This is a genomic window from Nocardia sp. NPDC004711, from assembly GCF_053601595.1.
Genome location: NZ_JBSGCB010000055.1, coordinates 1 through 23,614, shown reverse-complemented (window position 1 = coordinate 23,614; position 23,614 = coordinate 1). Strand labels below are relative to the sequence as shown.

General features: G+C 65.0%; 25 protein-coding genes and 1 pseudogene. 17 read left to right on the top strand and 9 right to left on the bottom strand.

The genetic code is table 11. The features are described from left to right. Window positions 1–2 precede the first annotated feature (2 nt). The 3 genes from hcaB (at window position 3) to ACWEKS_RS38695 (ending at window position 2,191) form a co-directional block, all read left to right on the top strand. Entirely contained in the window at window positions 3–824 is an 822-nt protein-coding gene (hcaB, locus tag ACWEKS_RS38705) for a 3-(cis-5,6-dihydroxycyclohexa-1,3-dien-1-yl)propanoate dehydrogenase (protein ID WP_452344695.1), read from the top strand. 48 nt (window positions 825–872) lie between these two features. After that, entirely contained in the window at window positions 873–1,094 is a 222-nt protein-coding gene (locus ACWEKS_RS38700) for a hypothetical protein (RefSeq protein WP_452344694.1), read from the top strand. A 179-nt stretch (window positions 1,095–1,273) separates the two neighbouring features. Beyond that, entirely contained in the window at window positions 1,274–2,191 is a 918-nt protein-coding gene (locus ACWEKS_RS38695) for a LysR family transcriptional regulator (protein ID WP_452344693.1), read from the top strand. On the opposite strand, the gene ACWEKS_RS38690 is transcribed toward ACWEKS_RS38695, so the two are convergent. From ACWEKS_RS38690 to ACWEKS_RS38680, 3 genes are read right to left on the bottom strand one after another with little or no spacing between them, the layout of a single operon-like run. Beyond that, window positions 2,177–2,809: a non-oxidative hydroxyarylic acid decarboxylases subunit B gene (locus ACWEKS_RS38690; protein WP_452344692.1), complete on the bottom strand. Its 633-nt coding sequence runs from the start codon at window positions 2,807–2,809 to the stop codon at window positions 2,177–2,179. The two genes, ACWEKS_RS38695 and ACWEKS_RS38690, sit on opposite strands and share 15 nt — an antisense overlap. Next, a complete protein-coding gene (locus ACWEKS_RS38685) occupies window positions 2,806–3,297 on the bottom strand; it encodes a hypothetical protein (protein ID WP_452344691.1) in 492 nt (163 codons plus the stop codon). Before ACWEKS_RS38685 ends, ACWEKS_RS38690 begins: the two co-directional genes overlap by 4 nt. Window positions 3,298–3,324: 27 nt before the next feature. Further along, window positions 3,325–4,746 (bottom strand): UbiD family decarboxylase, encoded by a 1,422-nt coding sequence (locus tag ACWEKS_RS38680; protein WP_452344727.1) that lies wholly within the window; start codon window positions 4,744–4,746, stop codon window positions 3,325–3,327. A 340-nt stretch (window positions 4,747–5,086) separates the two neighbouring features. Between ACWEKS_RS38680 and ACWEKS_RS38675 the strand changes: the two genes are divergently transcribed. The 3 genes from ACWEKS_RS38675 to ACWEKS_RS38665 all read left to right on the top strand — a co-directional run bounded on the left by ACWEKS_RS38675 (window position 5,087) and on the right by ACWEKS_RS38665 (window position 7,490). Next, window positions 5,087–5,248, top strand: a complete 162-nt coding sequence (locus tag ACWEKS_RS38675; RefSeq protein WP_452344690.1) for a hypothetical protein — start codon at window positions 5,087–5,089, stop codon at window positions 5,246–5,248. Between the two features lie 535 nt (window positions 5,249–5,783). Further along, a complete protein-coding gene (locus tag ACWEKS_RS38670; RefSeq protein WP_452344689.1) occupies window positions 5,784–6,200 on the top strand; it encodes a hypothetical protein in 417 nt (138 codons plus the stop codon). 480 nt (window positions 6,201–6,680) lie between these two features. Further along, window positions 6,681–7,490 carry an enoyl-CoA hydratase/isomerase family protein gene (locus tag ACWEKS_RS38665; RefSeq protein WP_452344688.1) on the top strand — a complete coding sequence of 270 codons (810 nt, stop codon included), beginning with the start codon at window positions 6,681–6,683 and terminating at the stop codon, window positions 7,488–7,490. Window positions 7,491–7,768: 278 nt separating this feature from the next. Here the strand turns inward: ACWEKS_RS38665 and ACWEKS_RS38660 are convergent, their stop codons facing one another. After that, on the bottom strand, window positions 7,769–8,317 hold the full coding sequence (locus ACWEKS_RS38660) for a hypothetical protein (RefSeq protein ID WP_452344687.1): 549 nt from the start codon (window positions 8,315–8,317) through the stop codon (window positions 7,769–7,771). A 176-nt stretch (window positions 8,318–8,493) separates the two neighbouring features. On the opposite strand from ACWEKS_RS38660, the gene ACWEKS_RS38655 reads away from it, so the two are divergent. Beyond that, window positions 8,494–8,793 carry a hypothetical protein gene (locus ACWEKS_RS38655; RefSeq protein WP_452344686.1) on the top strand — a complete coding sequence of 100 codons (300 nt, stop codon included), beginning with the start codon at window positions 8,494–8,496 and terminating at the stop codon, window positions 8,791–8,793. A 301-nt stretch (window positions 8,794–9,094) separates the two neighbouring features. Continuing rightward, a complete protein-coding gene (locus ACWEKS_RS38650) occupies window positions 9,095–9,232 on the top strand; it encodes a hypothetical protein (protein WP_452344685.1) in 138 nt (45 codons plus the stop codon). A gap of 33 nt (window positions 9,233–9,265) precedes the next feature. Here the strand turns inward: ACWEKS_RS38650 and ACWEKS_RS38645 are convergent, their stop codons facing one another. Then, a complete protein-coding gene (locus ACWEKS_RS38645) occupies window positions 9,266–9,520 on the bottom strand; it encodes a hypothetical protein (protein ID WP_452344684.1) in 255 nt (84 codons plus the stop codon). Between the two features lie 410 nt (window positions 9,521–9,930). On the opposite strand from ACWEKS_RS38645, the gene ACWEKS_RS38640 reads away from it, so the two are divergent. Next, on the top strand, window positions 9,931–10,209 hold the full coding sequence (locus ACWEKS_RS38640) for a hypothetical protein (RefSeq protein ID WP_452344683.1): 279 nt from the start codon (window positions 9,931–9,933) through the stop codon (window positions 10,207–10,209). A 418-nt stretch (window positions 10,210–10,627) separates the two neighbouring features. Here the strand turns inward: ACWEKS_RS38640 and ACWEKS_RS38635 are convergent, their stop codons facing one another. Then, complete coding sequence (locus ACWEKS_RS38635; RefSeq protein WP_452344682.1) at window positions 10,628–11,563, bottom strand: hypothetical protein; 936 nt, start codon at window positions 11,561–11,563, stop codon at window positions 10,628–10,630. A gap of 220 nt (window positions 11,564–11,783) precedes the next feature. On the opposite strand from ACWEKS_RS38635, the gene ACWEKS_RS38630 reads away from it, so the two are divergent. Next, window positions 11,784–12,041: an EF-hand domain-containing protein gene (locus ACWEKS_RS38630; RefSeq protein WP_452344681.1), complete on the top strand. Its 258-nt coding sequence runs from the start codon at window positions 11,784–11,786 to the stop codon at window positions 12,039–12,041. A gap of 1,015 nt (window positions 12,042–13,056) precedes the next feature. After that, window positions 13,057–13,221: a transposase gene (locus ACWEKS_RS38625; RefSeq protein WP_452344680.1), complete on the top strand. Its 165-nt coding sequence runs from the start codon at window positions 13,057–13,059 to the stop codon at window positions 13,219–13,221. A 207-nt stretch (window positions 13,222–13,428) separates the two neighbouring features. Here the strand turns inward: ACWEKS_RS38625 and car are convergent, their stop codons facing one another. Then, window positions 13,429–16,941: a carboxylic acid reductase gene (gene car / locus ACWEKS_RS38620; protein ID WP_452344679.1), complete on the bottom strand. Its 3,513-nt coding sequence runs from the start codon at window positions 16,939–16,941 to the stop codon at window positions 13,429–13,431. 794 nt (window positions 16,942–17,735) lie between these two features. On the opposite strand from car, the gene ACWEKS_RS38615 reads away from it, so the two are divergent. Beyond that, window positions 17,736–18,626: an alpha/beta fold hydrolase gene (locus ACWEKS_RS38615; protein ID WP_452344678.1), complete on the top strand. Its 891-nt coding sequence runs from the start codon at window positions 17,736–17,738 to the stop codon at window positions 18,624–18,626. Between the two features lie 171 nt (window positions 18,627–18,797). On the opposite strand, the pseudogene ACWEKS_RS38610 reads toward ACWEKS_RS38615, so the two are convergent. Then, window positions 18,798–19,073: pseudogene (locus tag ACWEKS_RS38610) on the bottom strand (response regulator transcription factor); the annotation flags it as partial. 158 nt (window positions 19,074–19,231) lie between these two features. On the opposite strand from ACWEKS_RS38610, the gene ACWEKS_RS38605 reads away from it, so the two are divergent. Both ACWEKS_RS38605 and ACWEKS_RS38600 read left to right on the top strand, forming a co-directional pair. After that, window positions 19,232–19,693: a hypothetical protein gene (locus ACWEKS_RS38605; RefSeq protein WP_452344677.1), complete on the top strand. Its 462-nt coding sequence runs from the start codon at window positions 19,232–19,234 to the stop codon at window positions 19,691–19,693. Between the two features lie 778 nt (window positions 19,694–20,471). Continuing rightward, complete coding sequence (locus tag ACWEKS_RS38600; protein WP_452344676.1) at window positions 20,472–20,717, top strand: hypothetical protein; 246 nt, start codon at window positions 20,472–20,474, stop codon at window positions 20,715–20,717. Between the two features lie 210 nt (window positions 20,718–20,927). Here ACWEKS_RS38600 and ACWEKS_RS38595 read toward each other — a convergent pair whose 3' ends face one another. Continuing rightward, entirely contained in the window at window positions 20,928–21,143 is a 216-nt protein-coding gene (locus tag ACWEKS_RS38595) for a hypothetical protein (RefSeq protein WP_452344675.1), read from the bottom strand. 20 nt (window positions 21,144–21,163) lie between these two features. On the opposite strand from ACWEKS_RS38595, the gene ACWEKS_RS38590 reads away from it, so the two are divergent. The 3 genes from ACWEKS_RS38590 to ACWEKS_RS38580 all read left to right on the top strand — a co-directional run bounded on the left by ACWEKS_RS38590 (window position 21,164) and on the right by ACWEKS_RS38580 (window position 23,523). After that, entirely contained in the window at window positions 21,164–21,331 is a 168-nt protein-coding gene (locus ACWEKS_RS38590) for a hypothetical protein (protein WP_452344674.1), read from the top strand. Between the two features lie 531 nt (window positions 21,332–21,862). Then, complete coding sequence (locus ACWEKS_RS38585) at window positions 21,863–22,747, top strand: class I SAM-dependent methyltransferase (protein ID WP_452344673.1); 885 nt, start codon at window positions 21,863–21,865, stop codon at window positions 22,745–22,747. Window positions 22,748–23,031: 284 nt separating this feature from the next. Next, window positions 23,032–23,523, top strand: a complete 492-nt coding sequence (locus ACWEKS_RS38580) for a Uma2 family endonuclease (protein WP_452344672.1) — start codon at window positions 23,032–23,034, stop codon at window positions 23,521–23,523. Window positions 23,524–23,614 lie beyond the last annotated feature (91 nt).

Sequence of the window (23,614 nt, the reverse complement as noted above, 5' to 3'; positions counted from 1 at the left end):
ATATGAGTGAAGGTTGGTTGGCCGGAAAGGTCGTGCTGGTCACCGGCGGCGGCACCGGAATCGGCCGAGCAGTGGTGGAGTGTTTCGTCGACGAGGGCGCACAGGTCGGGGTGCTCGATCGCTCCGACGAGGCGATCGCCGAGCTGCGCGCCCTACCGGGCACCGCGGTATCGGCGACCCAGGGTGACGTGCGCAACCTTGCCGATCATCAGCGCGCGGTCGCCGACACTGTCGAACGGTTCGGCCGGATCGACGTGCTGGTGACGGTCGCGGGGATTTTCGACTACTTCGTGTCCCTGAAGAGCCTGGCCGACGATCGCATCGACGCTGCCTTCACCGAGATGTTCGACATCAACGTCAAGGGATCGCTGCTGGCAGTGAAGGCAGCCCTGCCCGAGCTGTCCAAGACGCAGGGCAATGTGGTGCTGACGATTTCGAACGCCGGCTTCCTCCCCGGTGGAGGCGGACCGTTGTACACCGGTTCCAAATTCGCGGTCCGCGGCCTGCTGTCCCAGCTGTCCTTCGAGCTGGCCCCGCACATCCGGGTCAACGCGGTCGCGCCGGGCGGGACCGTCACGCAGTTACGCGGCGTGGAGGCGATGGATTCCGGCGACGTTCGACTGGTCGACATGCCCGACCTGCCCAATTTGATTCGCCAGACCAACCCGCTGCAGGTGGCCTCCGAACCCGCCGACCATGTCTGGGCCTACGTGTACCTCGCGTCGAAGGAGCGCACGAAGTCGGTGACCGGGTGCGTCATCCACTCCGACGGCGGATTGCAGAGCCGAGGTCTGGTCCCGCTGGGCGACGAACTGACCACCTAGTGCCTCATTCGGAAAGGTTGACACGGTAATGCCTGGAGATGGCCGCCCATGACTACTCAAGGATGGTTCCCGCCCGAAGGTGATGTCCACGTCCGAATCTGGCTGGCCGGCATGGCCTTCGACTACAGGGCCACCGCGGCGGCAGTGCGCTACTTGATCCACGATTGGAGGAAAAAGCATTGGTTCACAATCGAATTCATACGCGACACGATCAACGACTATGGGCTGCTGCCGCGCCTGCCGTGCGAAGAACTGTTCCTCGGACCGTGACCAGCACCACCAAGATGCCAGTGGGCCGGGTTGATCAGCGAGCTGTGTTCGGGCTGTTCCATCGCACGCAGCTCCACAGTGCTGCGCCGACGGTTCCGCTTATAGAACCCATCTTTCCGGACACGGCACCGGTCGACACCGGCCGCCGCCCAGCAACGCCTCTCCGATACACATAGACAGTGGACCTGCGCCAGCTGCAGTACTTCATTGCCGTCGCGGAAGCGGGCACCTTCACCCGCGCGGCGGAACAGGTGCATGTCGCCCAATCCGGGGTCAGTGCCCAGATCAAGGCGCTGGAACGTGAACTGGGACAACCGCTTTTCGATCGGCGGCCGCGAGCGGCACAGCTCACGGCCGCCGGTGCGGCGCTGCTCCCCCACGCACACGCAGCGATCAACGCCCTCGCGGCCGGTCGCGCCGCCGTAGATGCCCTCACCGGGCTACTGAACGGGCATGTGGCGATCGGCAGCATTACCTCGATCTCGCCACGCAGCGTCGACCTACCCGAGACTCTCGCCTCGTTCCACCGCAAACATCCGGGCGTCGGCATCTCACTCATCGAAGACACGGCGGCGACACTGCTCCGACGGCTGAACGAAGGTGTCATCGACGTCGCGTTCACCAGCCTCACCGACGAAGCGGTGGCGGGCATCCACACTCGCGAACTCCACACCGAGCACGTTGTCGCCGCACTCTTGCCGTCCGATCCGCTGGCACGCCAGGGGGAACTACCGCTGAGCGTTCTCAGCGAACGGCCACTCATCGCGCTGCCGGAGGGCTCCGGCCTGCGCTGGCAGCTCGACCGAGCCCTGTCCCGCGCCGGCATTCCCACCCATATCGCGTTCGAGGCCGGTGACGCCGATGTTCTGGTCATGATGGTGGAAAAGGGCCTCGGCATGGCCTTGGTTCCGGAATCAGTACTCCGGCACAATGATCGAGTTGTCGGAGTGCCCATACCAGAGCTTCCGCGGGGCCGGCTGGGAATCATCTGGCGCGCCGGCGCCGCCGCCAGTCCCGCCGCCCAGGTCTTCATCGAACACACGGCGGCACTGGCATCGCAACGCAGAGAACCACGTCAGCCCTCAGCCTTCGAATGAATCCGCAACGGCCCGTGCCCTTGCGCGTTCGTGTCGGGCCACGTCCAAACCTCGCCATCGGCGGGCCTGCGGAGCATCGAGATCGAACTGGTCGAGGATCCGGGTGACGATGTGGTCGACAATGTCGTCGATCGTCTCGGGCTGGTTGTAGAACGCCGGCATCGGGGGCACGATCCGCGCGCCCATCCGGCTCAGCGCCAGCATGTTCTCCAGATGAATCTCGTTGAGCGGCATTTCCCGTGGCACGACGACCAGCCGGCGATGCTCCTTGAGCACCACGTCGGCAGCGCGGCAGATGAGGTTGTCCGCGTGGCCGTGCCGGATTCCCGCGAGGGTCCGCATACTGCACGGCACGACGATCATCCCGGCAGTCCGGAAGGACCCCGACGAGATCGCTGCACCCTGCTCGCCCAGGTTGTAGGTGACGTCGCCCAGCGCCGCGACCTCGCGCGTGGAGTAGCGCGTTTCCATCTCGATATTGGACTTCGCCCAGGTGCTCATCACGAGATGCGTTTCGACCTGCGGCATTTCGCGCAATGTCTCCAAAAGGCGTACCGCGAACGGTGCACCGCTGGCACCGGTGATTCCCACAATGATGCGGGTCACGGATTCGGTCATCGCCGCACCTCCCCGTCGGCCCCCACCATGTGCAATCGAGCGAGCAACGCCGCACTGCGCCGCCAATCCTCCCGGGCCGCGAGCTCAGCGGAGGTCCGGAATGTCAACGGCTCCACCGGAATACCGATATCGTCACGTTTGTGCTCGACGAGCGCGAAGACGCAGCCAGCGAGATCGCCGTCGTCCAACGATGCCGTCAGTTCGAGCTTGACGTGGTGACAGACCGAACCATGCACTGCGATGAGTCCAGCCGAACCCGAGCGCCGCAGATTCGCCCGACTCCGGTTACTCGCGATCGCCGCGAGCAAGCGTTCGCCGTCCGCGGCCGGCTCGAGTTCCGACCGCGACAGCAGTGCGCTGTGGGGGAACCCGTTCGGATCCACGGTGAGGAATGGAAAGGCCTGTTCATGGGCTTCTGGATCAGGGAATCCGCGCAGCAACGCGATGATCTCGTCGGGCAGGGGCATCAGATCAGGCCTTTCCATCATTTCTCGGGTGTGTCAGCGGATCCGGAATTACAGCGGCAGCGTCGCTTTCCACCGCTCGCGGATCTCGGCCCGATACGGCTCATCGAAACGGTTCGACTTCGGGTAGGAGTCTCTCCACGCGAACGGTTTACAGGCATCGATCAGCACGATCCCCATGGACATATCCCCGGCCTCACGCTTGGCGGGCGACAGTCGTGGATCGATCGCGGTGGTCGGAGCCCGCAGCACGTGAATCGACTCCGACGGGTCGACCCGAGTGAACATGGCCCACAGGACATGGTTGATATCGGTGATGTCGATGTCCTCGTCGACCACGACGAAGTACCGCTCCATGCCGCCGGTGCGCTTGCGGCCGGCGGCAGCCATGAGCGCGTGCATCGCGTCTCCCGCGCCGGTCTGCTCGATCGAGATCACCATCATGAGCTGGCGCGCGTAGGCCCACACGCCTCGAATGTTCTGCACTCCAGAGGCCTCCAGGTGGTCCCAGGTGACCGATGCGGAGTACAGCGGGACCGCCTGGTCGCCGGCCGGAACGGTCGGAATCATCGGCGGCGCACCGAGAATGATCGGCGAGTCTCGATGCATGATCCGATTGACCCGGACCACCGTCTCCTGCCCCGCGTGGGTGAAGTAGCCCGTCCATTCACCGAAGGGACCTTCGAGGACCGATTCCTCTGTGACCGGCGGCATCTCGCCTTGGATGACGATCTCGGCGTGCGCCGGAATCGGCAGGTCGCTACCCGGGGCGTACAGCACCTCCACCGCTTCACCGCGAAGACCGCCGGCCACGTCGTACTCGGAAACACCTGCGGGCGCGGCGATTGCGGCGACCGTGGACAGAATCGGATCCGAACCGACGACCACCGCGATCGGGCACGCGATGCCACGATCCCAATACTTCTTCGCGATCGCGCGTGCATGGCGGTTGCCGAGCATCCACAGCGACAAGCGATCCTTACCCTGCACACACCCCCGGTAGGTGCCGACGTTGACCCATCCGGTGTCGGGGTCGCGTGTGATGACCATGCAGGCCGTGCCGATATAGCGACCACCGTCCTCGGCGTGCCAGCGCGGCGTAGGGAAGGCGGTCAGATCGATATCGTCGCCCTCCATGATGTTTTCGAGCACCGAACCCGTCGATACGACCACAGGCGGTATCGGTTCGATCCGCTTGCTCAGGTCCTTCCAGGCCCGGATGATATCCATCTTCGAGGTATCCGCGGGCAGCCCGAGCGCCACCGCGCAACGCTCTGCGGTGCCCATGAAGTTCGTGAAGACCCGATAGCCCGCTGGATAGCCGGAAATATTGTCGAAAAGTAGTGCTGGCCCCTCCTTTTCGGCGAGCAGCTCGGTGATCGCACCGATCTCCAAGTCCCAATCGGCACCGTCGATGACACGCACTTCATCCTCACCCAATTTCTCAGTGAGGTTATCGATGTAGTGCCGCAGATCGCGAAATACAGTCATAGCGCAGTCAGGGCACACGAGCCAGACGGCATCGCGACCCTATTCCTTTCCATTGGTTGACTTTTCGAATCGATCAGAAGGTCGACCGGGCGAAGGACTGGCCTTGTTCTCGCCCGCCTGATTCCACTCTGCGACCCACCGCGCCATAAGTCCAATAGCTGGATCTGCTGCAAACCATCACAATTTCAGATGCACTACGCGACACGTGGGGACATCCGACCCGCGCATTCGTGAACCCAGAGTGCCTGCAACCGGCTGCCGGGGATTGAACAGCGGGCGCACCTCACTCACCCAATGCTCGAGCACCTCGACCACCCAATCAATGTCCGGGACAGTCAATACCGTCCGCCGTCCAGGCGGACTGCCCTTCGGCGACAGCGGACAGATGGTGTTCGACGGCGGCCACGACATCAACGACCCCGACGTGATCGTGTTCGGGATGCGCCGGTTCGTCCGGTCGTCGCGGCGGGAGTTGGCGATGTAGCCGAAGAGGTTCAGCGACCAGCCCGCACCATTCCTGGTTGGCGTAAGCGCTCTGGCCCAGGTGCGGCGCGCAGCGTGGTGACGTACTTCCACAGCCCATCCGAGATCGTGGTACCAACTGGTAGGAGGGTCGGCGGCCACGCCTCCGCCCTCGGCAAGGGACAAGATCGCTGCTGCGCCTCGCCAAGCCAGTCGGTGAAGTACGTCCCTTGTGCGAGATCGATTAGTATCAGCCAAATCTGGCGTCACGCTCCGGCTTCTGGGGGCCAGACACACTGCGCCAATATTTCGCTGGACAGCGGTTGCGTTCGCCCGCCCTAATGCGATGCATGGACATGGCAGATCCAGCTAGCGAGCCGCCTAGCGCCAGTCACGCGGCGACTGCTCGAACAACGCGACGTTGACGGTCGCCTGCTCCGCCGTCGCGGCGAGCCGCGCTCAACCGCCGGGCATCGCGAACAGCAGCGAGTGATTCGACCAAAAGGGAAGAGGAGAAGCTCGGCGCCACAATCGATCACATCGCCGTCGAGCATGCCGTGGACTACATCGGCTACCGCTACCGAATGGGCGAATCCAATCCGACCCTTCCAGCTGACTTCAGCCCCTTCGCCGGGGACATGGTCTTCATCCACGTATCGTTGCTCGGCTTCAAGGACCGAAGCTACTCACTCGACCCCATCCTGGTTGATGAGAGAGGCGTGCAACTCCCGCCAAGGGAAGCCCGCACAGGTGTAACCACAGGAACGTGCGAGGACCTGAGCCCGAAAGCTGACGAAGACGGCATCACCTGGCGCTGCTGGGCCGCTACACCCACGCCCGGCACGAAGTACCGCATCCGGATCGAGCTCTACGACGCGGGCCGGACCGCAGACATCACCCCAGGCGAGATTCTCGGCTACCGCACGATGCTCGACTTCAAGGAATCCGACCTGTTCACCGCCGTCGACCATTAATCCGTAGCGGGCAACGCCGCTGATTGGACTCAGCGGATTCGTCGGCGACGCAGGCCATCGCGTACATTCTCCAGCGCCGCAGACTTCAGGGAGCCGACATTCTCCTGCCCCACCGAGTTCCGGGGCGCGACCTTCTCCGGCGACACGACGAACGTGAACGCGCGCTATGAACCACCCGCGCCACCGCAGGTATCGGTGTTCGTAAGCCCGTTCGTCAACCGGTCGATCCAGAGTGTGAGCGGCAGGCATCGACACGCGGTGACTTCGGCGGGTCTTCTTCGCCCAGGCCGTTGTGTGGCAATCACGAACGAGGCACGCATGCCTGAAATAGCGATCATGCATGGCCGAGTGTGTTTCTCTTGTGCGGTGTCGACGATCGTGCGACGGGGGTCCGCCTGAGCACAAACGGCTGCCTTTACAGCCGCCGGCAGCGACATGCGCGGAGACGCCGAGTCAGACGCGGAGGAAAGGATGACGCCAGTGAGCGCTGTTCGATTCGAGAAGGAAGACAGCCTTGGCCGGATTGTGCTGGCCAGCCCGCCGTTCAACTTCGTGAGCGCGCAATACAACAACGACCTCATCGCTGCGGTGCACGACGCCGCCGACAGCGACATCCGCGCGCTGCTCATCCACGCCGAAGGACCGAACTTCAGCGTCGGCGGTGCGGTGCACGAATGGCCCGGCAAGAGCTACAACTGGTTTCGCACGTTCGTCACCGAGGTGACCAACTCCTACCGTGCGATTGAATCGATGCGCATTCCCGTCGTGGTGGCTCTGCGCGGTCAGACGACAGGCGCCGGTTTCGAGCTCGCGCTCGCTGCCGATTTCATCGTCGCGTCGGAGAACACCGTACTGTGGTGTGTGGAAATCAACTCGGCGCAAGTGCCATTGGCGGGCGGCTATCAACGGTTGGCCAGCTTGATCGGTCCAGGAGCGGCCCGCCGCATGGTCATGCTCGGCGAGCGGACGCCGATTACGCAGGTCCCGCAGGTGGCCGACTTCATCGTGCCCGACGACAAACTCGACGACACGGCACGCGAGCTGGCCACACGACTGTCGAAGGGACCGACCCGCGCTTACGCGGCTGCCAAGTCGCTGCTCAAAGCGTGGTGGGTGGGCGGCATTCCCGCCGCCGACAAATTGATGCTGGACCTGTCCATCGACACCTACAACACCGACGACGCGCAGAAGGCAATCAGCGCAGGCGCCGCCATCTACGAGGCCCTGCTGCGGGGCAACAAGCCGCCGCACGGTGACCCAGACTTCCACATCGAATACACCGGCCGCTGAACTCCCAAAACCGCTGCCTATCAACACCGTTGCCAGGCCGAAGGCGTGCACCGCCCGCTGGCCGCGGCGGCCCGGGGGTTGAAGGACAGATCCGGGAAAAGTCACGCTGAGCGGTGTGGCTATCAATCCAGCGCTAAGCGGGTACCGCCCACTTATGTGCGGAAAGGGGCGCGGGGAACGCGGTGGCGCCTTCCTGGACCCGGCATCATGACCGATAGCACCATCAGCTGCGGTTGCTCCGATATCCGCCCGATTTTCGGCGAGTACTACGGTGACGCCTACGACTTGTATGTACCGCCGACCCATCCGCGGACCAGAGCAGGCTCGGACGGTCCCGCAGGCCAGAACTGGAGGCGGACGCGGTTGAGGACCTCGAAGCTGGGCTCGTCGCGCGAGTGCAGCGGGATGCTGGCCTCGTCGAGGTCGGCGGCGGCGACGGTGTCGACCCGCGGATCCTCCTCGTCGGGCCACCAGGCCATCGACACACGCAGCCGCAACCAGCCAGTTGGTACGTCGAATGACGGGCCGTCCTCCGGGGGCAGCGTCGGCGATCCGAGGACCATGCGACCGGACCCGGCGTGCAGGCTGCACTCCAGCACGACCTCGGCATCGGCGCCCATGGCCGGAGGTCCATCGGTGACCTCGACGGCGACCACCAGGTCCCCGTTGACACCCGTCTCGACCGCGACCGCGTCCCTGCCCAGCGCCAGGTATCCGCCTGCCGGGGAATCGTCCGGGCCCCAGAGGCCGCACACATCCTCGGCCGTGTCCTGGTCGAAGACGTGGATCTGGCAATAGTCCGAGAACAGCAGCACGTCCTTCGACACCGACCACTCCTTCTGCACACCAAACGAATCCGCACGGCGCAAGGGGAACGAACCCGCTGCACAACCTCATCGAGCCCTACCACCGTCGCTCGCGCCGGGCGGCGGGATCGGTCTCAGCTTGCCAGCAGCCCATGACAGTGTCGGCACGCAGGTAGCTGTAGACGATTTCGCGGCTGATGCTGAATTCCTCGGCCAGCAACGACTTCGACTCATCCGCTGCTGCACGCTCGCGCGGCTGGCAGGCCTGGGCATCGGTCAGCGCGGGTTTGCGGCCGGTGCAGGCGGTGATGAAGAACGACCACGACGAACTCGCCGAGATCCCCGCGGACGGCTGCCCGTTCGCTGCTCGGGATGTCGCGACCAGCCGGGCAGACTCCCCACTGCTGTATGTGGTCCATATCGATGACCACCAATCCGCCGAGGCCAAGGGCTGGACTGGAGGAGGGCCAGTCGCGCGAACCGAGATCCGGCGGTAACGCCACTACCGCAGATAATTCACTCGAAACATGTTGCACTACAGCATATTTCGACGCCAGTGCAGGAGACCGCGCGATCGCACCACTACCCCCGATCCGGTGTCAGTTTTCGAAGTCGTGTTCAGTGCCGACCCGCGGCAGCGAGGAAGACGACGGTGCCCGGTCCCGCCCGGCCGAGCCGATCGGAGTCGGCTGCCCCAAAAATCTTGGGCTGAGGAAGATTTGGAATTTCCTCATTTCACACTCTGTGAACGTTAGTGTTCGTGGACCCCAACGGCGGGATTCACGAACAGGAGCTCAGATGAGTGCAAGTAGAACTTTCTCTCGTCGAATCGGCTGGGGTGCATCGGGATTGGTCATGACGACCGCGCAGACCGTCATGGTCGGCCCGGCCTCCGTCGGCACCCCCGGTGCCGACTCCGGCCACCTACGGCTGTGATGGCGCCGGAAGTATCGGTACCGGGAGTTTCGGCTAGGGAACCCCTGCCTTTCCTGACAGATTTCGACCAAGTAGGCGAGGTGGGGCTCCGGTAGTCATCGGCACACGGCCTCTGGGCTCTGCGAGCCGGTGCCGGCCGCCGGCCGAGGACGCCACCGCCTCGGGGAGCACGACTGTGGGCGTGTCGAGCAGGATGCGGAGACGGGCGATGAAGGCGTCGATGCTGCCGTAACGCGCGAGGATCTGCGCGAGAAACTCGTGCACGGTCGATCCCATCAGATCGGTCATTTCACCCCATTAAGGTTCACCGACAGGTCGGGCCCAGTTCTGTCTCGCATTCTGCACGACAATCCCGACCGCGTGGCTAATTCGGAGATATCTGCGACCTCCCGTGCCTGGACACTCTCGATTCGTGCCACCAGCGCGGTGTTCGGGCCGCTCCGGCACCGGATCTGATTACTGTGCGGTGCGGGTGAGCCGATCGTGCGAGCGTAGCGGGATCAGGGTGCGGTTATCGCTCCGCACTCTCACGTCGGATCATCCGGCCGGGGTCGATAGTGGACGACTCCGGAAGGGGTGCCCCGCTTCGCTGACTCCGAGCGGTGCATCCGTGCTCGGCGGCCGGGTGGATCGCCCACAGATCCCTTCGATCCACTCGGCCTGAGCAGCAATCGGATCGTCACGGTGGAAACGGTCGTGTGCTACGAGCAGGCCTGGATGCGCCCCCGCAACTGTTGCCGTCGTTGAACGTCCTCGACGGTGCCGCCGATCTCATCCGGGCCGACATCCGGATCCGCCGCCAACCCCTCGACGCGGACATCTGCAGTCGCACCGCCGATTTCACCACCATCCCCGATCGGATCCGCCGGCGCTGGCGCGCTACCGCCGACGACCTGCTCCCGCCCGCCTACTTGCGCTATCAGTGCGCCGCGATCGCCGCGGCCCGCACCGGTCGCACGGGTCGTGTTCAATGCTGACCTGCGGTAGCAGGGAATCGGGTCGCCTGGCCGGTGGTCAGCCGCTGCGGTAGTGAGGCCCACGTCGTTATCGGCGCGCCTCGGCCGATCGCCGGGTGCGGCCGCGGTGATCAGGTCTGCCATGTCGAAATCCGCTGGGAGGACGCCATTGTGAGGCCGCACCCGCGGCCGGGGTTCCACGCGGGCGGCGCTCGACACCGCGCTGTGCGAGGTCACCCGACATCTGGGCACCGACCTGCCGGCGGTTCTCGCACACGTCGCGATCGGGCCGACGGTGCACGAGTCCCAGGTCCGGTAGCCGCGATACGCCGCCGGTTGCGTCGTTCGCGGCGGAGCCTCGAATCCGCCCACAGTTCGGCGTATTCCCCAGCGATTCCTATTTCATGCACGCCGTGGAAAGGGCTGGCGCGCCTGCGGTTCACCGGAGCACGGGGATCGCTGGAATCTGCTGGCCACCGAGAAGTTTCCATACGTGGGCGCGTTCGGCCGCGAGGTCGATAGGCGCGTCGGCGAGGGTGTCGAGCAGTTGCGGCAGCGGCCATGTGTGCAATGCGCCGTATCGGGCGGAGTAGAGGGCCGCGGTATGGACGCAGAAGGTGTCGGTGGTGTCGAACAGCGCGTAGCCGATGACCTGGTAGATGTCGGTCAGCGACAGCGAGTCCGAGCGTTGCCCTGTCTCACGGTTGGCCGCGCCGAGGCGGGTCTTCACCTCGATCAGGACGCCGTCCACGATGAGGTCGGCATCGGCCGAGCAGAGCTGCGAGGCGGCGAACGTCGGCCCCAGGGCCACCGCCGACGATGGGTCGGGCAGGAATTCGGCCAGTTCGGTGAGAGCGAGTAGATACAGTGACCGCATCTCGGCGACAGCGTCGCCGGGAGCCAACGCGAGCAAGGCCTCGGTCGTGAATCGGTCGCTGCGAATTGGTTCGGCCAGTGGGGAATTGGGGAAGACGAACCGGTTGCGGTACAGCTCCGTGCACAGCGCCAACGCCCAGCTCGCCCGGGCGACGATCTCGAAGGTGCTCTCCGGCAGCGGCCGCATGTACGCGTGACCTGCCAGTGTGGCCAGCTCCCAGACGACGGCGATGTGGTCGGGGCGATAGAAGATCGGTTCGGCGAACACCGCTGTCTCGGGGACGTACTCGGCGCCGCAGGTGAATCGGAGTAGGTAGTCGAAGGCCGCGCCCAAGGTTCCCGGGCTGGCGCCGGTGCCGCCGACGAGCAGTGTGCCGGCGCGGGCTCGGTAGTCGGCCTGCACGGGTTCGAGATTCGGGTAACGGTGGTCGAGGTACTGACGCAACGGGCTGGCCTTGTCGTCAATCGCCCCGGCCAGACTGGAGTATTGATAGCTCACACACATTACTGTGGCATGAGTCACCGGCATTGCCGGAGATTGAGGGCTGACGGCCCGTCAGGTGTCCCCGTAGTGAAGGCCACCGAGCTCACCGCCGAGGGATGGCACCCCGGGTCGTGAGGTCGGTATCTACCGAGGGTGGACACCGTATCGAAATCTGTTGTGCTGGTACGTAATCCGACGGCCCAGCAATCACGTCCGAGAGTAGGGAGGCTATGCGATGGTAGATCAGGATCAAGCAATAACGCTCTGGGATGCGCTCGATCTCAACAAGGACGGTGTCCTCACTCGGGGCGAAGTGATCACCGCCCTGCGCATAGGGAGCAATGGCTCGGGGGAGATCACTATCCCCGGCTTGAGTTCTGCCGACATGACCGGCATAGCCGACTGGTTCGACCAGTCCGATGTGAGCCGAGACAGCCGACTCACCCGCAGCGAGTTCATCGCGGGCCTCGAGACTCTCAACGCCAACTCCTGATCCTCGATCCCTCGGGGCGCGCGGCCGAAATCGCCGCATACCGCGCAGATCCAAGCGGCGACGCGACGTGCCCGCCGATGAACGATGTCATAGATCACCGATAAAGCCGGAGGGTCAGCGGTTCCGCGTGGTGACCGCTGACCTCCAGCGCCGTTCGCAGACCTTGCCGACCGTGAATCTGCGGCCTGGCGGCGTCGCCGCCCGCCGGTGCCGTCCATATGTTCGGAAAACGATTGGCCGAACGCGAACCCTCCGGCGGCGGGTGGGATGCCCCCGGGGTAGTGCGCACAATCGCGCGGAATCCGGCGCTAGGGATTTGCCCCAGACAGTGACCCGGTTATCTGCGACAGGTACCACCACATCAGCCAAGGGCACCCACGTGAGCTGCGATAACTGTTGGTGCGGTGCGGTCGAACCTCGGGTGCGACACTGGTCACGTCCCGGAATCAGCTGTCGCGTAGACCGGACATGGCGATGCCCTGAGCGGAAGTTCCCAGGGCATCACGAAATTCGGTTGTGGCGGCGCGACGACGACCCGTCTCCGCGGGGCGACGATCAGAAGATCGACGGGCCTCCTCCGAACAATGTGAACGAGGATCCCATAGGGACCGTGACCTGCATCGGGAATAGATTGAGGGTGAGCCCGCGATTGCCTCCCGTGCCCGCGTTTCCTCCCGTCCCTCCACCCCCGCCACCACCATGGTCGTCGTCATGGCACGTGCCGTCATCGTGGCAGTGATATTCGGCGTGCGCTACCGCCGGAGTGAGGAGTAGTCCAGATGCCAGAGCCACGCACCCGGCCCCGGTGATGAGGGTCGTACGCGCGAAAGTCAGCTTCCTACCATTATCGGTAATGGATTTCATTATCAATACGCTACCAGATGCCGCACACGCGCCCGCGCCCTCCCTCGCGCCGGATCCGGCGGTAAGCCTCGACCGGCGGACGCGAGATCGAAGCGGTGGACGCAGCTCGGTGAGAGCGCGCCGCAGCAGAGCGAGCCTGCGGGTCTGGGTGATGGGTTTCGCCGATCCGGCCATGGTGGCCGGGTGGTCGAGCCGTCTCGGCCGGGTGGCCGATGTCGCGCGCGATTGCGGGGTGACCGATGAGACGATCCGGAACTGGGTGAAGCAGTTCCAGCGGACGACCTCGACCGCCACGGTCGTTTGCGGCTCGAGATAACCAAAATCTCACTGTCCGAGAACTTTCCGGCCCCTCGAACCGACCGTCGTCGCACAGGGAAGACAGCACGCGGGAAGTAGCGGCAGAACGAGCACGAATAGAGCGGCAGAATTCGTCACACAGGGTCGGCATTGCCCCGAGGGCGCCGGTGGCCGGTCAGAATTCACATCGATGGGGCCAGCTGACCGGCCCGGTTCTCTGCTGGGGTCAGAGGAGCTTCAGCAGGTGCAGGTCGTCGACGTATTTGTGGACAAGGGCGGGGGAAAGGTGAGGGATGTCGGCGTCGGGGCCGAGATTGGCCTGCTGCACGGCGGCGCGGAAGAGGTCGGCGGGGAGGACGGAGCCCCGGGTGGGTTCGGCGGGGGTGCGGTAGGCGTCCAGAAGCGGGAGGACGGATTGCTGGCGTTGCTGCTGGGGCAGCGCCAGCAGGGCGCTCTCGAAGCGGGACAGCCATTCGCCGTAGTCGTCGAAGCGCTGGACGGGATGGCCCTCGTCGATGAGCCAGTCGACGAACTGGTCCAGGGAGATGCCGTCGTCGTAGGGGTTCAGGACGTCGAAGCTCTGATAGCCGCTGGTGGCGCGGTCGCCGAGGGTGACGATCGCCTCGGCGGTGAAGTCCGCGGGCAGGCCGTCGTAGTGCGACCGCTGCCGATGGCCGCCGGAGTCGGTGCGGTAGAACGACTTCGGCGCCATGCCGGTCACCAGGATGCTGAGGAGCAGCCGGGTGAACATGTCGGTCACGTTGAGCTGCCCGGCGTAATAGCTGTGCGCGAGGATCATGTCGGAGCGGAACACCGCCACCGGCAGCCCGAACCGCTCCTGCGCTTCCCGTAGTAACACCTCGCCGGCCCACTTGCTGTTGCCGTAGCCGTTGGCGTAGCTGTTGTCGAGTATCCGCTCCGGGCTCATCTCGCGGATGTCGCCGTCCTCGGCGAACATCCCGGGCGGCACCTGGCCGGCCACCGCCACCGAGGACAGGTACGTGACCGGCTTGCGCTTGCCGGTGAGGGCCAGCCGGATCACCTCCGCGGTGCCGACGACGTTGGGGCCGAACAGCTGGTCGTAGGGCAGCACGTGGTTCACCAACGCGGCGGGATGCACGACCATGTCGGCGGTGTCCGCCAGCCGCTGCCAATCCTTTTCCGTCAGACCGAGATTCGGGTAGCCGATATCGCCGGGTAGCACCTGCAGCCGGCGTTCGGACAGCTCCTGGTAGTGCCGCAAAAGCGCCGGATCGCCCGAGTCGAACACCGCGTCCAGCCGCGCGTGCGCCGCGTCCGCGTCCTTGCCGCGGATGATGCAGATCAGGGCGCCGTCGACGGCGTCCAGCCGCTCCAGCCAGCGCAGGCACAGGAACCGGCCCAGGTACCCGTTGGCGCCGGTGAGCAGCACGGTCCGCGGCGTCGTGGCCGCCGGCGGCAGCGCGGGCGCGGCCTCCAGAGTGCCGGCGTCGATGAACTTCTCCAGTGTGAGGTCGGCGGCGCGGATCCGATCGCCGGTGCCGTGCACCGAGACCGCGGTCGCGCGCCGCCCCGCGGTAACCTGCTCTTCCTCGATGTATCCGGCCAGCTGTCGCAGGTCGACCGCGGGACTGACGATCACGCCGACGGGCACCTGTATCCCGAAGATCTCCTGCAGCAGGTTGGACAGCGACAGTGCCGACAGCGAATCGCCGCCGAGATCGCCGAAGTGCGAGTCGGGCCGGATATCGGCGTCGGCGCAGCCCAGTAGCGCCCGCACCGCCCGGTGCACGATCTCCGGCACCGGTCGGTCACCGATACCGCTTCGCAGCGCGGTCAATTCGTCGGTCTGCTGCCGCTCCAGCTCCCGATAGAGTTCCTCCAGCTGCTCCCCGTAGCGCTGCTTCAGCTTGGGCCGCAACAGTTTTCCGACACCGGACAGTAGCCCTTCGGCGCGGGTGAACGGGTGCGTCTCGATGATGATGTCGCGCGGTATCTCGTAGGAGGCCAGCCCGGCATTCTGCGCGATCTTCTGCAGCGACTGCAGGACGGCGGCCTTCAGATCGTCCGGATGCGCATGCAGCGCCTCGTCGGTGGGCACCACCACCGCCAGCACGTAGGCGCGCTCGCTGGAGCCGTACACGTAGATCTGCCGGACCAGCGAGCTGATCGCGTATACCGCCTCCAGCTGGGACACGGCGACGAATTCGCCCTGCGAGAGCTTCAGCACGTTGTTCCGCCGATCCACATACACCAGTTCGTCGGGGCTGATCTCGGCCATGATGTCGCCGGTGCGGTAGAAGCCATCGGCGTCGAACATCTCCGCGCTGAGCTCGGGCCGCTTGTAGTACCCGGGGAACATCGTCATCGTCTTCACCAGCAACTCGCCGCGCGGATGCGGCCGGTCGTCGTGGTGGTAGCCGAGTTCGGGCACGTCGGCGAGCTTGTAGTCCAGCACCTGGGGTCGGCTGATGTGGTTGTCCCGCATGATGCCTCCGGCCTCGGTGGAACCGTACCCGTCGTGCAGCGGCAGTTCGAACACGGACTCGATGAAGGCCCGCGTCTCCGCGGACAGCGGCGCGGTCCCGCAGCTCATCGCCAATACGCGGCCACCGAACTGCCGCTCCCGCAGGTCGATTCGCACCTCACGCTCGGCGGTGGTGCGGTCGGCGCCGTCCGTGACGCGCTGTTCCACCTCGCTGACGAACTCCTGGAATACCAGATCGCACACCCGCGGCACGAAGGACACCTCGGTGGGCCGCACCAGCGCGAAATCGTCGAACAGGGTGGACATGTGGCTGCCGGCGGTGAAATACGCGGTGCCGCCACGCATCAGCGTGCTGACCACCTGCATCCGCCCCGCCAGGTGGCTCTGTGGCATGTAGTTGAGCTCGATCGCGGGCAGCGAAATGCCATCGGTTCCGTAGCGGGCACGCCACATCGCGGCCAGCATCTCCTCGGTATACATCGCGCCCTTCGGGGTGCCGGTGCTGCCGGAGGTATAGATCAGCATGGACAGCGGATTCTCGTCGGCGGCGGGCACGAACAACGGGGCGGGAGACAGGCTGCTGCCTCGGTCGAGCACGGTGTTCAGCTCGGCCACCACGATGGGACTGTCGGCCTGTGCCAGTCGGTGGCGGGCGGCCTCCATGGCGGCACGGTCGCTGTCGTCCTCCGGGTGGTAGTCGAAGACCAGCAGTTGCTGCGGGGCGGCGGTCCCGGCGAGCACCGCGTCCACGGCCCCGTCGAGCATCTCCAGGCTGCAGGCCAGCACCCGCGGGGAGGTCTCGGCGAGGATCGCCGCCCACTGCGCCGGCGTCGCGCTCACCTGCAGTGGCACCGAGACCGCGCCCTGCCGGGTGCAGGCGAAGTCGACCGTGATGTAGCCGGGGCTGGTGAACCCGAGGATCGCGACGAAGTCACCGGCACGCACCGGATGCTGCGGGTCTCGGTGCCATGCGGCGGCCAGCGCGCCCACCCGCGACCACAATTCCCGGTAGGTCATGGTGTCGAAACGCGGCAGCAGCCGCCGGACCCGGCGCCCGGCGGCGTCGGTGCCGAGTTCGGTACCGCGCATGCCCAAGGCCGGCCTGTCGGCATACCCGGCTGCGACGGTGTCGACCATCTGGGCCAGTCGCAGGCCGGGCCGCGCGGCGGCGGCGATGACCTCCTCCGACGGCATGGCATCGCGCACCTGCTGGTCGGTGAACACCTGCTCGATGCGGTGCTGCTGTTCGGTTTCCCACGTATGCGTCGCCATGGCCGGTCTCCCTGGGTCGTTCGACGGACTACAACTAGAGAAAACCTCTGGCAAATTCGAAGTCTAGTTCCGTGCCTCCGGCGCGCGCCACGATCACGGTGGACCGGGCGAATACGCGGCGACATCGCGGGCTTGTGGTAACCGACGCAATCGCGGGTACGTGGCGACGCCGCACTCGGTCGGCATCACCGCCCGCCACCTGGGCATCGCGACCATCGAGGCGCGGTTCGCGACGAACTCCGAGGGTCAGTTACGCAAGGCTCCGTGCTTACGAGGACACCCGGGACCGGACGAGACCCAACGATCTCCCACTGAATCCGCCGCCCGCCAACGTCTTTCGAAATTGCGTTCAGCTGTGAACAGTTGACCGTTGGCCGCCGAATCTCTAGGCGTACAAGTCTTTCGATGGCTCTTGACAGCAATTCGTAGTGTCGAGTGCCGGCACTTTGTTCCAATCCCTAGGTCGCGGGATCGATTCCTGCCAGAGGCACATCCGGTGACTGGCCCGGAGGCGATGGCCGCAGAGAGCTAGCTTGTCGGAGCCGGCGGATCCACTGGCTCCGTGATGTAGGAGAAGAAGCTCGCTTCGACTCGAGGAAGTCGCAATTCGTAGCGGATCGCGCTGATGAACTGCTCGAAGAGTTCTCTCGCGCAGGTCCGGAGTTGCTGCTCCTGTTTGCGGCGGCGGTTTTTTGGTTTGCAATCCGTTCAATGGTGGCCAATCCGGTCGGGCGGGTGTTTCACGAATGCGATCCGCAGCAGCTACTCCGTATGCTTCGCCCGAGGAGGTCGACATGTCCGAAGACACACCGGCAATTCCGTCCTGGGTGCCCCGAGACTCATACCCCTTCGAGCACCGCTATCTCGACCTGGGCGGCGCTCGCGTCCATTACGTCGACGAAGGCACCGGTCCACCCCTGCTACTTCTGCACGGCAACCCCACCTGGTCGTTTCTCTACCGTGAGTTGATCACCCATCTCGGCGGCCAATTTCGCTGCATCGCTTTGGATTACCCCGGGTTCGGCCTCTCACGTCCGGGCCCTGGATACGGCTTCACGCCCGCCGAGCACGCGGCAGTCGTCGAGCGATTCGTCACCGAGCTCGACCTGTCGGGCGTGACGCTCATGGTGCAGGATTGGGGCGGACCGATCGGGTTCGCGGTCGCGACGCGGCATCCGGATCGGTTCGCCGCGTTCGTGATCGGCAATACCTGGGCCTGGCCGAAATCGGATCTGGGAACGCAGATATTCTCCCGGACGCTGGGCGGTCCGATCGGCAGCTACCTGATTCTGCGTCGAAACTTCTTCGTCGAGAAGCTCATACCGCTCGGTGTCCGGCGCCGGACGCTATCGGAGTCGGTAATGGACGCCTACCGTGGACCGTTCCCGACGTCAGAGTCGAGGCGTCCGATGCACGTATTCCCCCGCGAAATCCTCGGCAGCCGACCGTTTCTCGCCGAGATCGAGCGAGGGCTGCCCACCCTGGGTGACAAGCCCGCCTTGCTGGTGTGGCCGACGAAGGATGTGGCGTTCCGCGAACCGGAGCGTCGCCGCTGGGAGCGGGTCTTTCCGCAGCATCGCACCGTCATCCTGGAGGGCGCGGGCCACTACATCCAGGAAGACGCGCCCGAGCAGATCATCGCCGCGATCCGGGAATGGGCGCCGCAACGCGACGGCGAAGGGTGAACCAGCGACAGAACCGGGTGGTTGGCGTCGTTACGGGTGGCGCCTTCTACCAATCCGGCTGACGCCAGCCAGCACGAACCCTCGCCCGACTGATCGCGACCTCCACCTCGCAGTGCCACTGCAACGCCCGGACGACGGCGACTGATGGTCACGGTACCTCCGAGCATTCGATTACTCGGCCGTGTCATGGATCTGGGCTACGGCCCACGCCGCGATCTGCGCGCGCGAGGTGAAGCCCAGTTCGATGAGAATATGTTCGACGTGCCCCTGCGCGGTTCGCGGCGAACCGACCAGGCGATCGGCGATTGCCTTGTCGGTCAGGCCTTCTGCGACGAGGTTGGCGACCTGGCGTTCGCGCGCGGTGAGGCGCTCGGGCGAACGATCGGCCGACGAGGTGGCTCGGGATGGTTCGCCGAGCGCGAAAGCGACTGCGGCATCGAGACTCAGCAGACCTACCCATTGGTTCTCTCACCGACGCGCCGTATTCAGAATTCGGAGATAACCTGACCAGCGGCTATTCGAACTTCGTCGTTTTGCACCCGGAACCTCGCAAGGACTCCCGAACATCGGGGTCCCGGACTCGTGCGAAAAACAACGACAGTGGCTTGACCAGCACCGATGAGGACGCGCAGGCTGAGTGCATGGAGGCCCGCGACGTCGTGGTCGGGCAAACCTATGCGGTGCTGATTCCACACCGGATTTCGCCGGGGCGCCGTCTCGACCGTGATCAACCCGGCACGCCGGCGTCGGCGTGGTGGTGGATGACCGGTACTCGTTTCCGGCTCACCGTCACCGAAGTGGACTCGACCAGCAGTCCGGCCATGGTGGAGGGGCGACCGATCACCGAAGGCCCCAGCATCGAGGTCGCGCTGACCGACGAGCAGGTCACTGCGCTCACCGTGCTGGGTCTGCCCGGTGGCGAATATCGCGTGCGCGGACGATTGGTGGACGACCAGGACCGTCCCGTGGGTTTACCCGAGCCCCTGCGCGTCCCGGCTCGCTGGCTGCAGCCCGCCGAGGGGATCGACCACCGCACGCATGGCAACCTCGATCCCTATTCGGGGTGACCGTGTGTGTCTTCCGCGCCTCGGCCCCGCACCAGGCAGTCGATCTCCAGCCCATCGACCAGTCATGCCCGCAGACCCGAAACCAGCGAAAACACCGCGCCGAGACAGTGACCCCGGGCCTGCGGGAACTCGACCCGAGCCGCACCCGGCATCGAGTGGAAGGAGGACATGAGATGCCCGATCCGCTGACTGCGCTGACCCAGGCCGGGTCGAGTGCGCTGTATAACGCGTTCTGCAACTCCGGCAGCGTCACGCAGTGCCAGGGGCTGACGGGGAACGGCAAACCCTGATCGACCCGAATCCAGAAAAGCCCCTCACCTATCGAACTCGATGGCGAGGATCTCGAACACCGACACCCCGCTGGCCACTAGCTTCACTCGGTCACCGACTGCTATCAAGGGGTCGCCGCAGTACTCGCCGAAAATTTGGGCGGATATCGAAGAAACCGCAGCTGAGGGTGCAATCGGTGGTGACGCCGGACCCAAAGAGGCGCGACCTCGAAATCACCCCCACCAGGGGTAATACCCGAACTTCGTTGATTCTCGGCGATTGCTACCGGAACCCCGGATAAACGCAGCGATCAATTGCTCGGAAGAATCTGGCGGGGTTATGGTTGTGGCGCTGCCAGTGCTATTCGCCGTGCTGCGGATGTAGCGGCCCGTATTTCCACCGCTGATTCGGTATCAGTCGACCGAGTAATCTTCCACGCACGGTGCGCGGGGATAGCCCTGGTGCAATCGAGTTGAATGGATCATCAGAAGGATCAGCAATGTTCGCAATGACCAGGCAAACGGTGGCTCGGGCCGTCCTCGCTGGTGCGATTGCGGTGGCTCCGGTCACCGCCGTGACCGTGCCGGCCCAGGCCGATGTGGTCACCAACTACGCCCCCACCCCTGTCGATCAGCACTGGGACCACGGCTGGGACAGTAAGCACTTCTTCTTCCCTCCGGGCTGGGGAATCCCTCCGGGATGGTTCAAGCATCTGCTGCCGTTCGAGTTCTTCGACTGGTTCGATTGGGACTAGGAGAGCGTTCAATACGGCCGCCGGCGCCCGACACTCGCACACGGACGCCGATGTTGAGATGTGCCTGCACGCAGGTCCGGATTGCGGTGTCCGAAGGATGGGCGTGAGCCTGCGCATCGACCCTACGAATGATGGAACCAGCGGGTATTCGGCTCCCCGGCAGGCCCGGATGGTGGCGGCATGGGGCGTGGTCGTGACCGATCGTGCCGACTACCCCGCGCGCTTCACCCCGGCCTGGTCCGCGGCGTAGCGGGCGCGGGCATCGGCGATGATCGTGACGCCGTGCTCGCCGATCCCGGGTATCGCCAGCAACTCGGTGTCCGACAGCTCGAGCAGATCGCCCATGGTGCGGACTCCGCGCAGATACAGCGCCCGGTCGGCCCGGAGTACGAACGAACGGTCGAAGACGCCGAGAGTCTCGGCCATGTGCCACGGAGGGCCGCCTGGTGACGTCCCTGACCCAGGACTACCCGGTCCGTGATGAGGACGCCGCCCGGTTGTCGGCGTTCGTGCGCCGCCACGTGCGATTGGAAGGCCACTACTCTTTCCATCTGCCCAACCTCGGAGGTGGTCACCGGCCGCTGCGTGATCCGGCCGCTGCCGAAGACGACTGATCAGACGGATAGAGCGTCGCAGCCCGCGAATCGTTTTGGATAGCATGCGGTTTCGGCTGTCATCACCGTCTGATACCCGCGCGACAGCGAGCATCGCATGGACATCGGACCTGAGATCCGGACTGCTGCCGGAGTCGTGCGGGGCGGGCAGGAAAGCCTTGTGGCGGTCTTCCCGGGCATCCCCTATCGGGTCCCTGTAGGTTTCACTGAAATCGGGCGAATATTCCGTAATTCATTGGACGGCAACGAATTACGGTACAGGCACGTTTTCGGCGAAAACTACCTTAACCGGGCTCGCATCGGATACGAAAACGCGACGGTGCGCATATCGACCGGTTCGGGGCGCAATCGCTGCTGCTGGCAGTGGATTTCGGATGCCGCGGCACCGGTGATGGTAGCGATCCCCGGTGCGTCGCAGGTGGGTGTGGCCCCGCTGCCTGCGGATTCCGGGGACCTCCCATGAGGTTGGTGCCCCCACGCAGTCGCCCTCGCGGTACACCAGGACTAAAATTTGGCACAAGGCGGAGGGATATGACTCAATACCCACCCGATATCGAGATGATCGCCGCGATGCCTCGTGGCGGTCCTGATGCGTCTTGGCTCGACCGGCGGCTACAGACCGGAAGGCTCGAATACCTCGACAGATACGACGTGCCCGAGCAGCGCAAGCGGAGGATCGTTACGTTCCTCGATCGAGTCGGCAACGTGTTCGGTGACCACGACCGCAACGCGCAATTGGTCGCCGGACGGCTCGCCGGCCTCCGCAATCCGCGGGTGCTCGAATTGGGCGCCGGCCACGGCGAGCTGGCGGCACGAGTGCTCGACCTGCACAGCACCGCGACGGTGACAGTGACCGACCTGGACCCGAAATCGGTTGCCGCGATCGAAGCAGGTCCCCTCGGCGCCCACCCGCGTGCCACTGCCAGGGTCGCCGACGCAACCGCCATCGACGCACCCGACCGTAGCTACGACCTGGTCGTGTTAGCGACCTCCATGCATCACCTCCCGCCCAGCCTCGCGTACCGGGCCATCGCCGAAGCCACCCGTGTCGGGAGGAGATTCCTCGTCCTCGACGTGATGAGGCCGCCGGCGATCGCCTTGGCAGTGGTGCCCTTGCTCACCCTCCTCCCCGTGATCTTGATCGTGATGGCCTGCTCCTCGCCGTTCGCGGTCGCCCCGGTCCTGCACGACGCGTACATCAGCTTGTTGCGCTCCTACAGCGCATCGGCGTTCATCGCACTCGGCAGCGCGGCCGACCCCACGATCACTGTCAAGTTCCTACCGACAGCCAAGGGGCAAGCGGCCGTGCTCTACACCAAGCCGTCGAACGCTCACTTCACCGGCCGCATGCTTCCGGTGACCTACCGCCACTGGGTTGCTGTCGGTGATGGCGCAGGTCCACGCCGTGCCAGGTGATAATGCGATTGAGGTGCAGGGTCGGCCTCGGTGACAGGTGGGAACCAACTGGCGACCACACGGCTTGCGTCGCAACGAACTTCGCCCGTTCGCGGGTCATCTCAGATTGCACGCGCATGACGTGCGACGTGCACAGATGCCATGGCAGCATCCTGGGGGTCAAGTGGTCGCAGGTTCAAATCCTGTCAGCCCGACAAAGAGCCGGTCTTCGGACCGGCTCTTCTCGTATCCATGTCACTGCTGCTAGCTACCATTGCTACGGCGACGGAGAACGAGGAGCCCCGATGAGCCTGCACGACCAGCTTGTGGAAGTAGCCGCCGGCATGGACGTACCCGAAGGATTTCGCGCGGACGCGAAAGGCGATGTGATCGTGGTGTCCCCTCAACGACCCGAACACTGGAACACCATCCAGGAGATCGCCTTTCGGGTCCGGCTCGCGGACGCGGAGCTCTCCACCACATCGGACGTGAAGATCGCAGGAACCGGCGAGAACGACAAGGCCCCCGACGTGGCGATCTTCCGCAAGGGTGAAGCCCTCCATGCCCGGAACGCGCTAGCCTTCTTCGAGGTGGTTTCGCCGAGCAGCATCGAGGCCGATTACATCGACAAGGCCCGCCTCTACGCCGAGGCCGGAGTTCCCGAATACCTGATCGTCGATCCGGCACGCGAAACCTGGACACTGCACTCCAGCCCATCCGACGGTGAATATCAGCTCACGTCGACGAAGCCGATCAGCACGCCAGTTCGAGTCGCCGATATCGAGTTCGAGCTCTAAGAACTCCTAACAGAGTGAGAGGTTGACCAGCCGGCGCCAGCAGATGATGCTGCAGGCCAGGCTGAGGAAGGCTTCGTGGATGTCGTCGCGG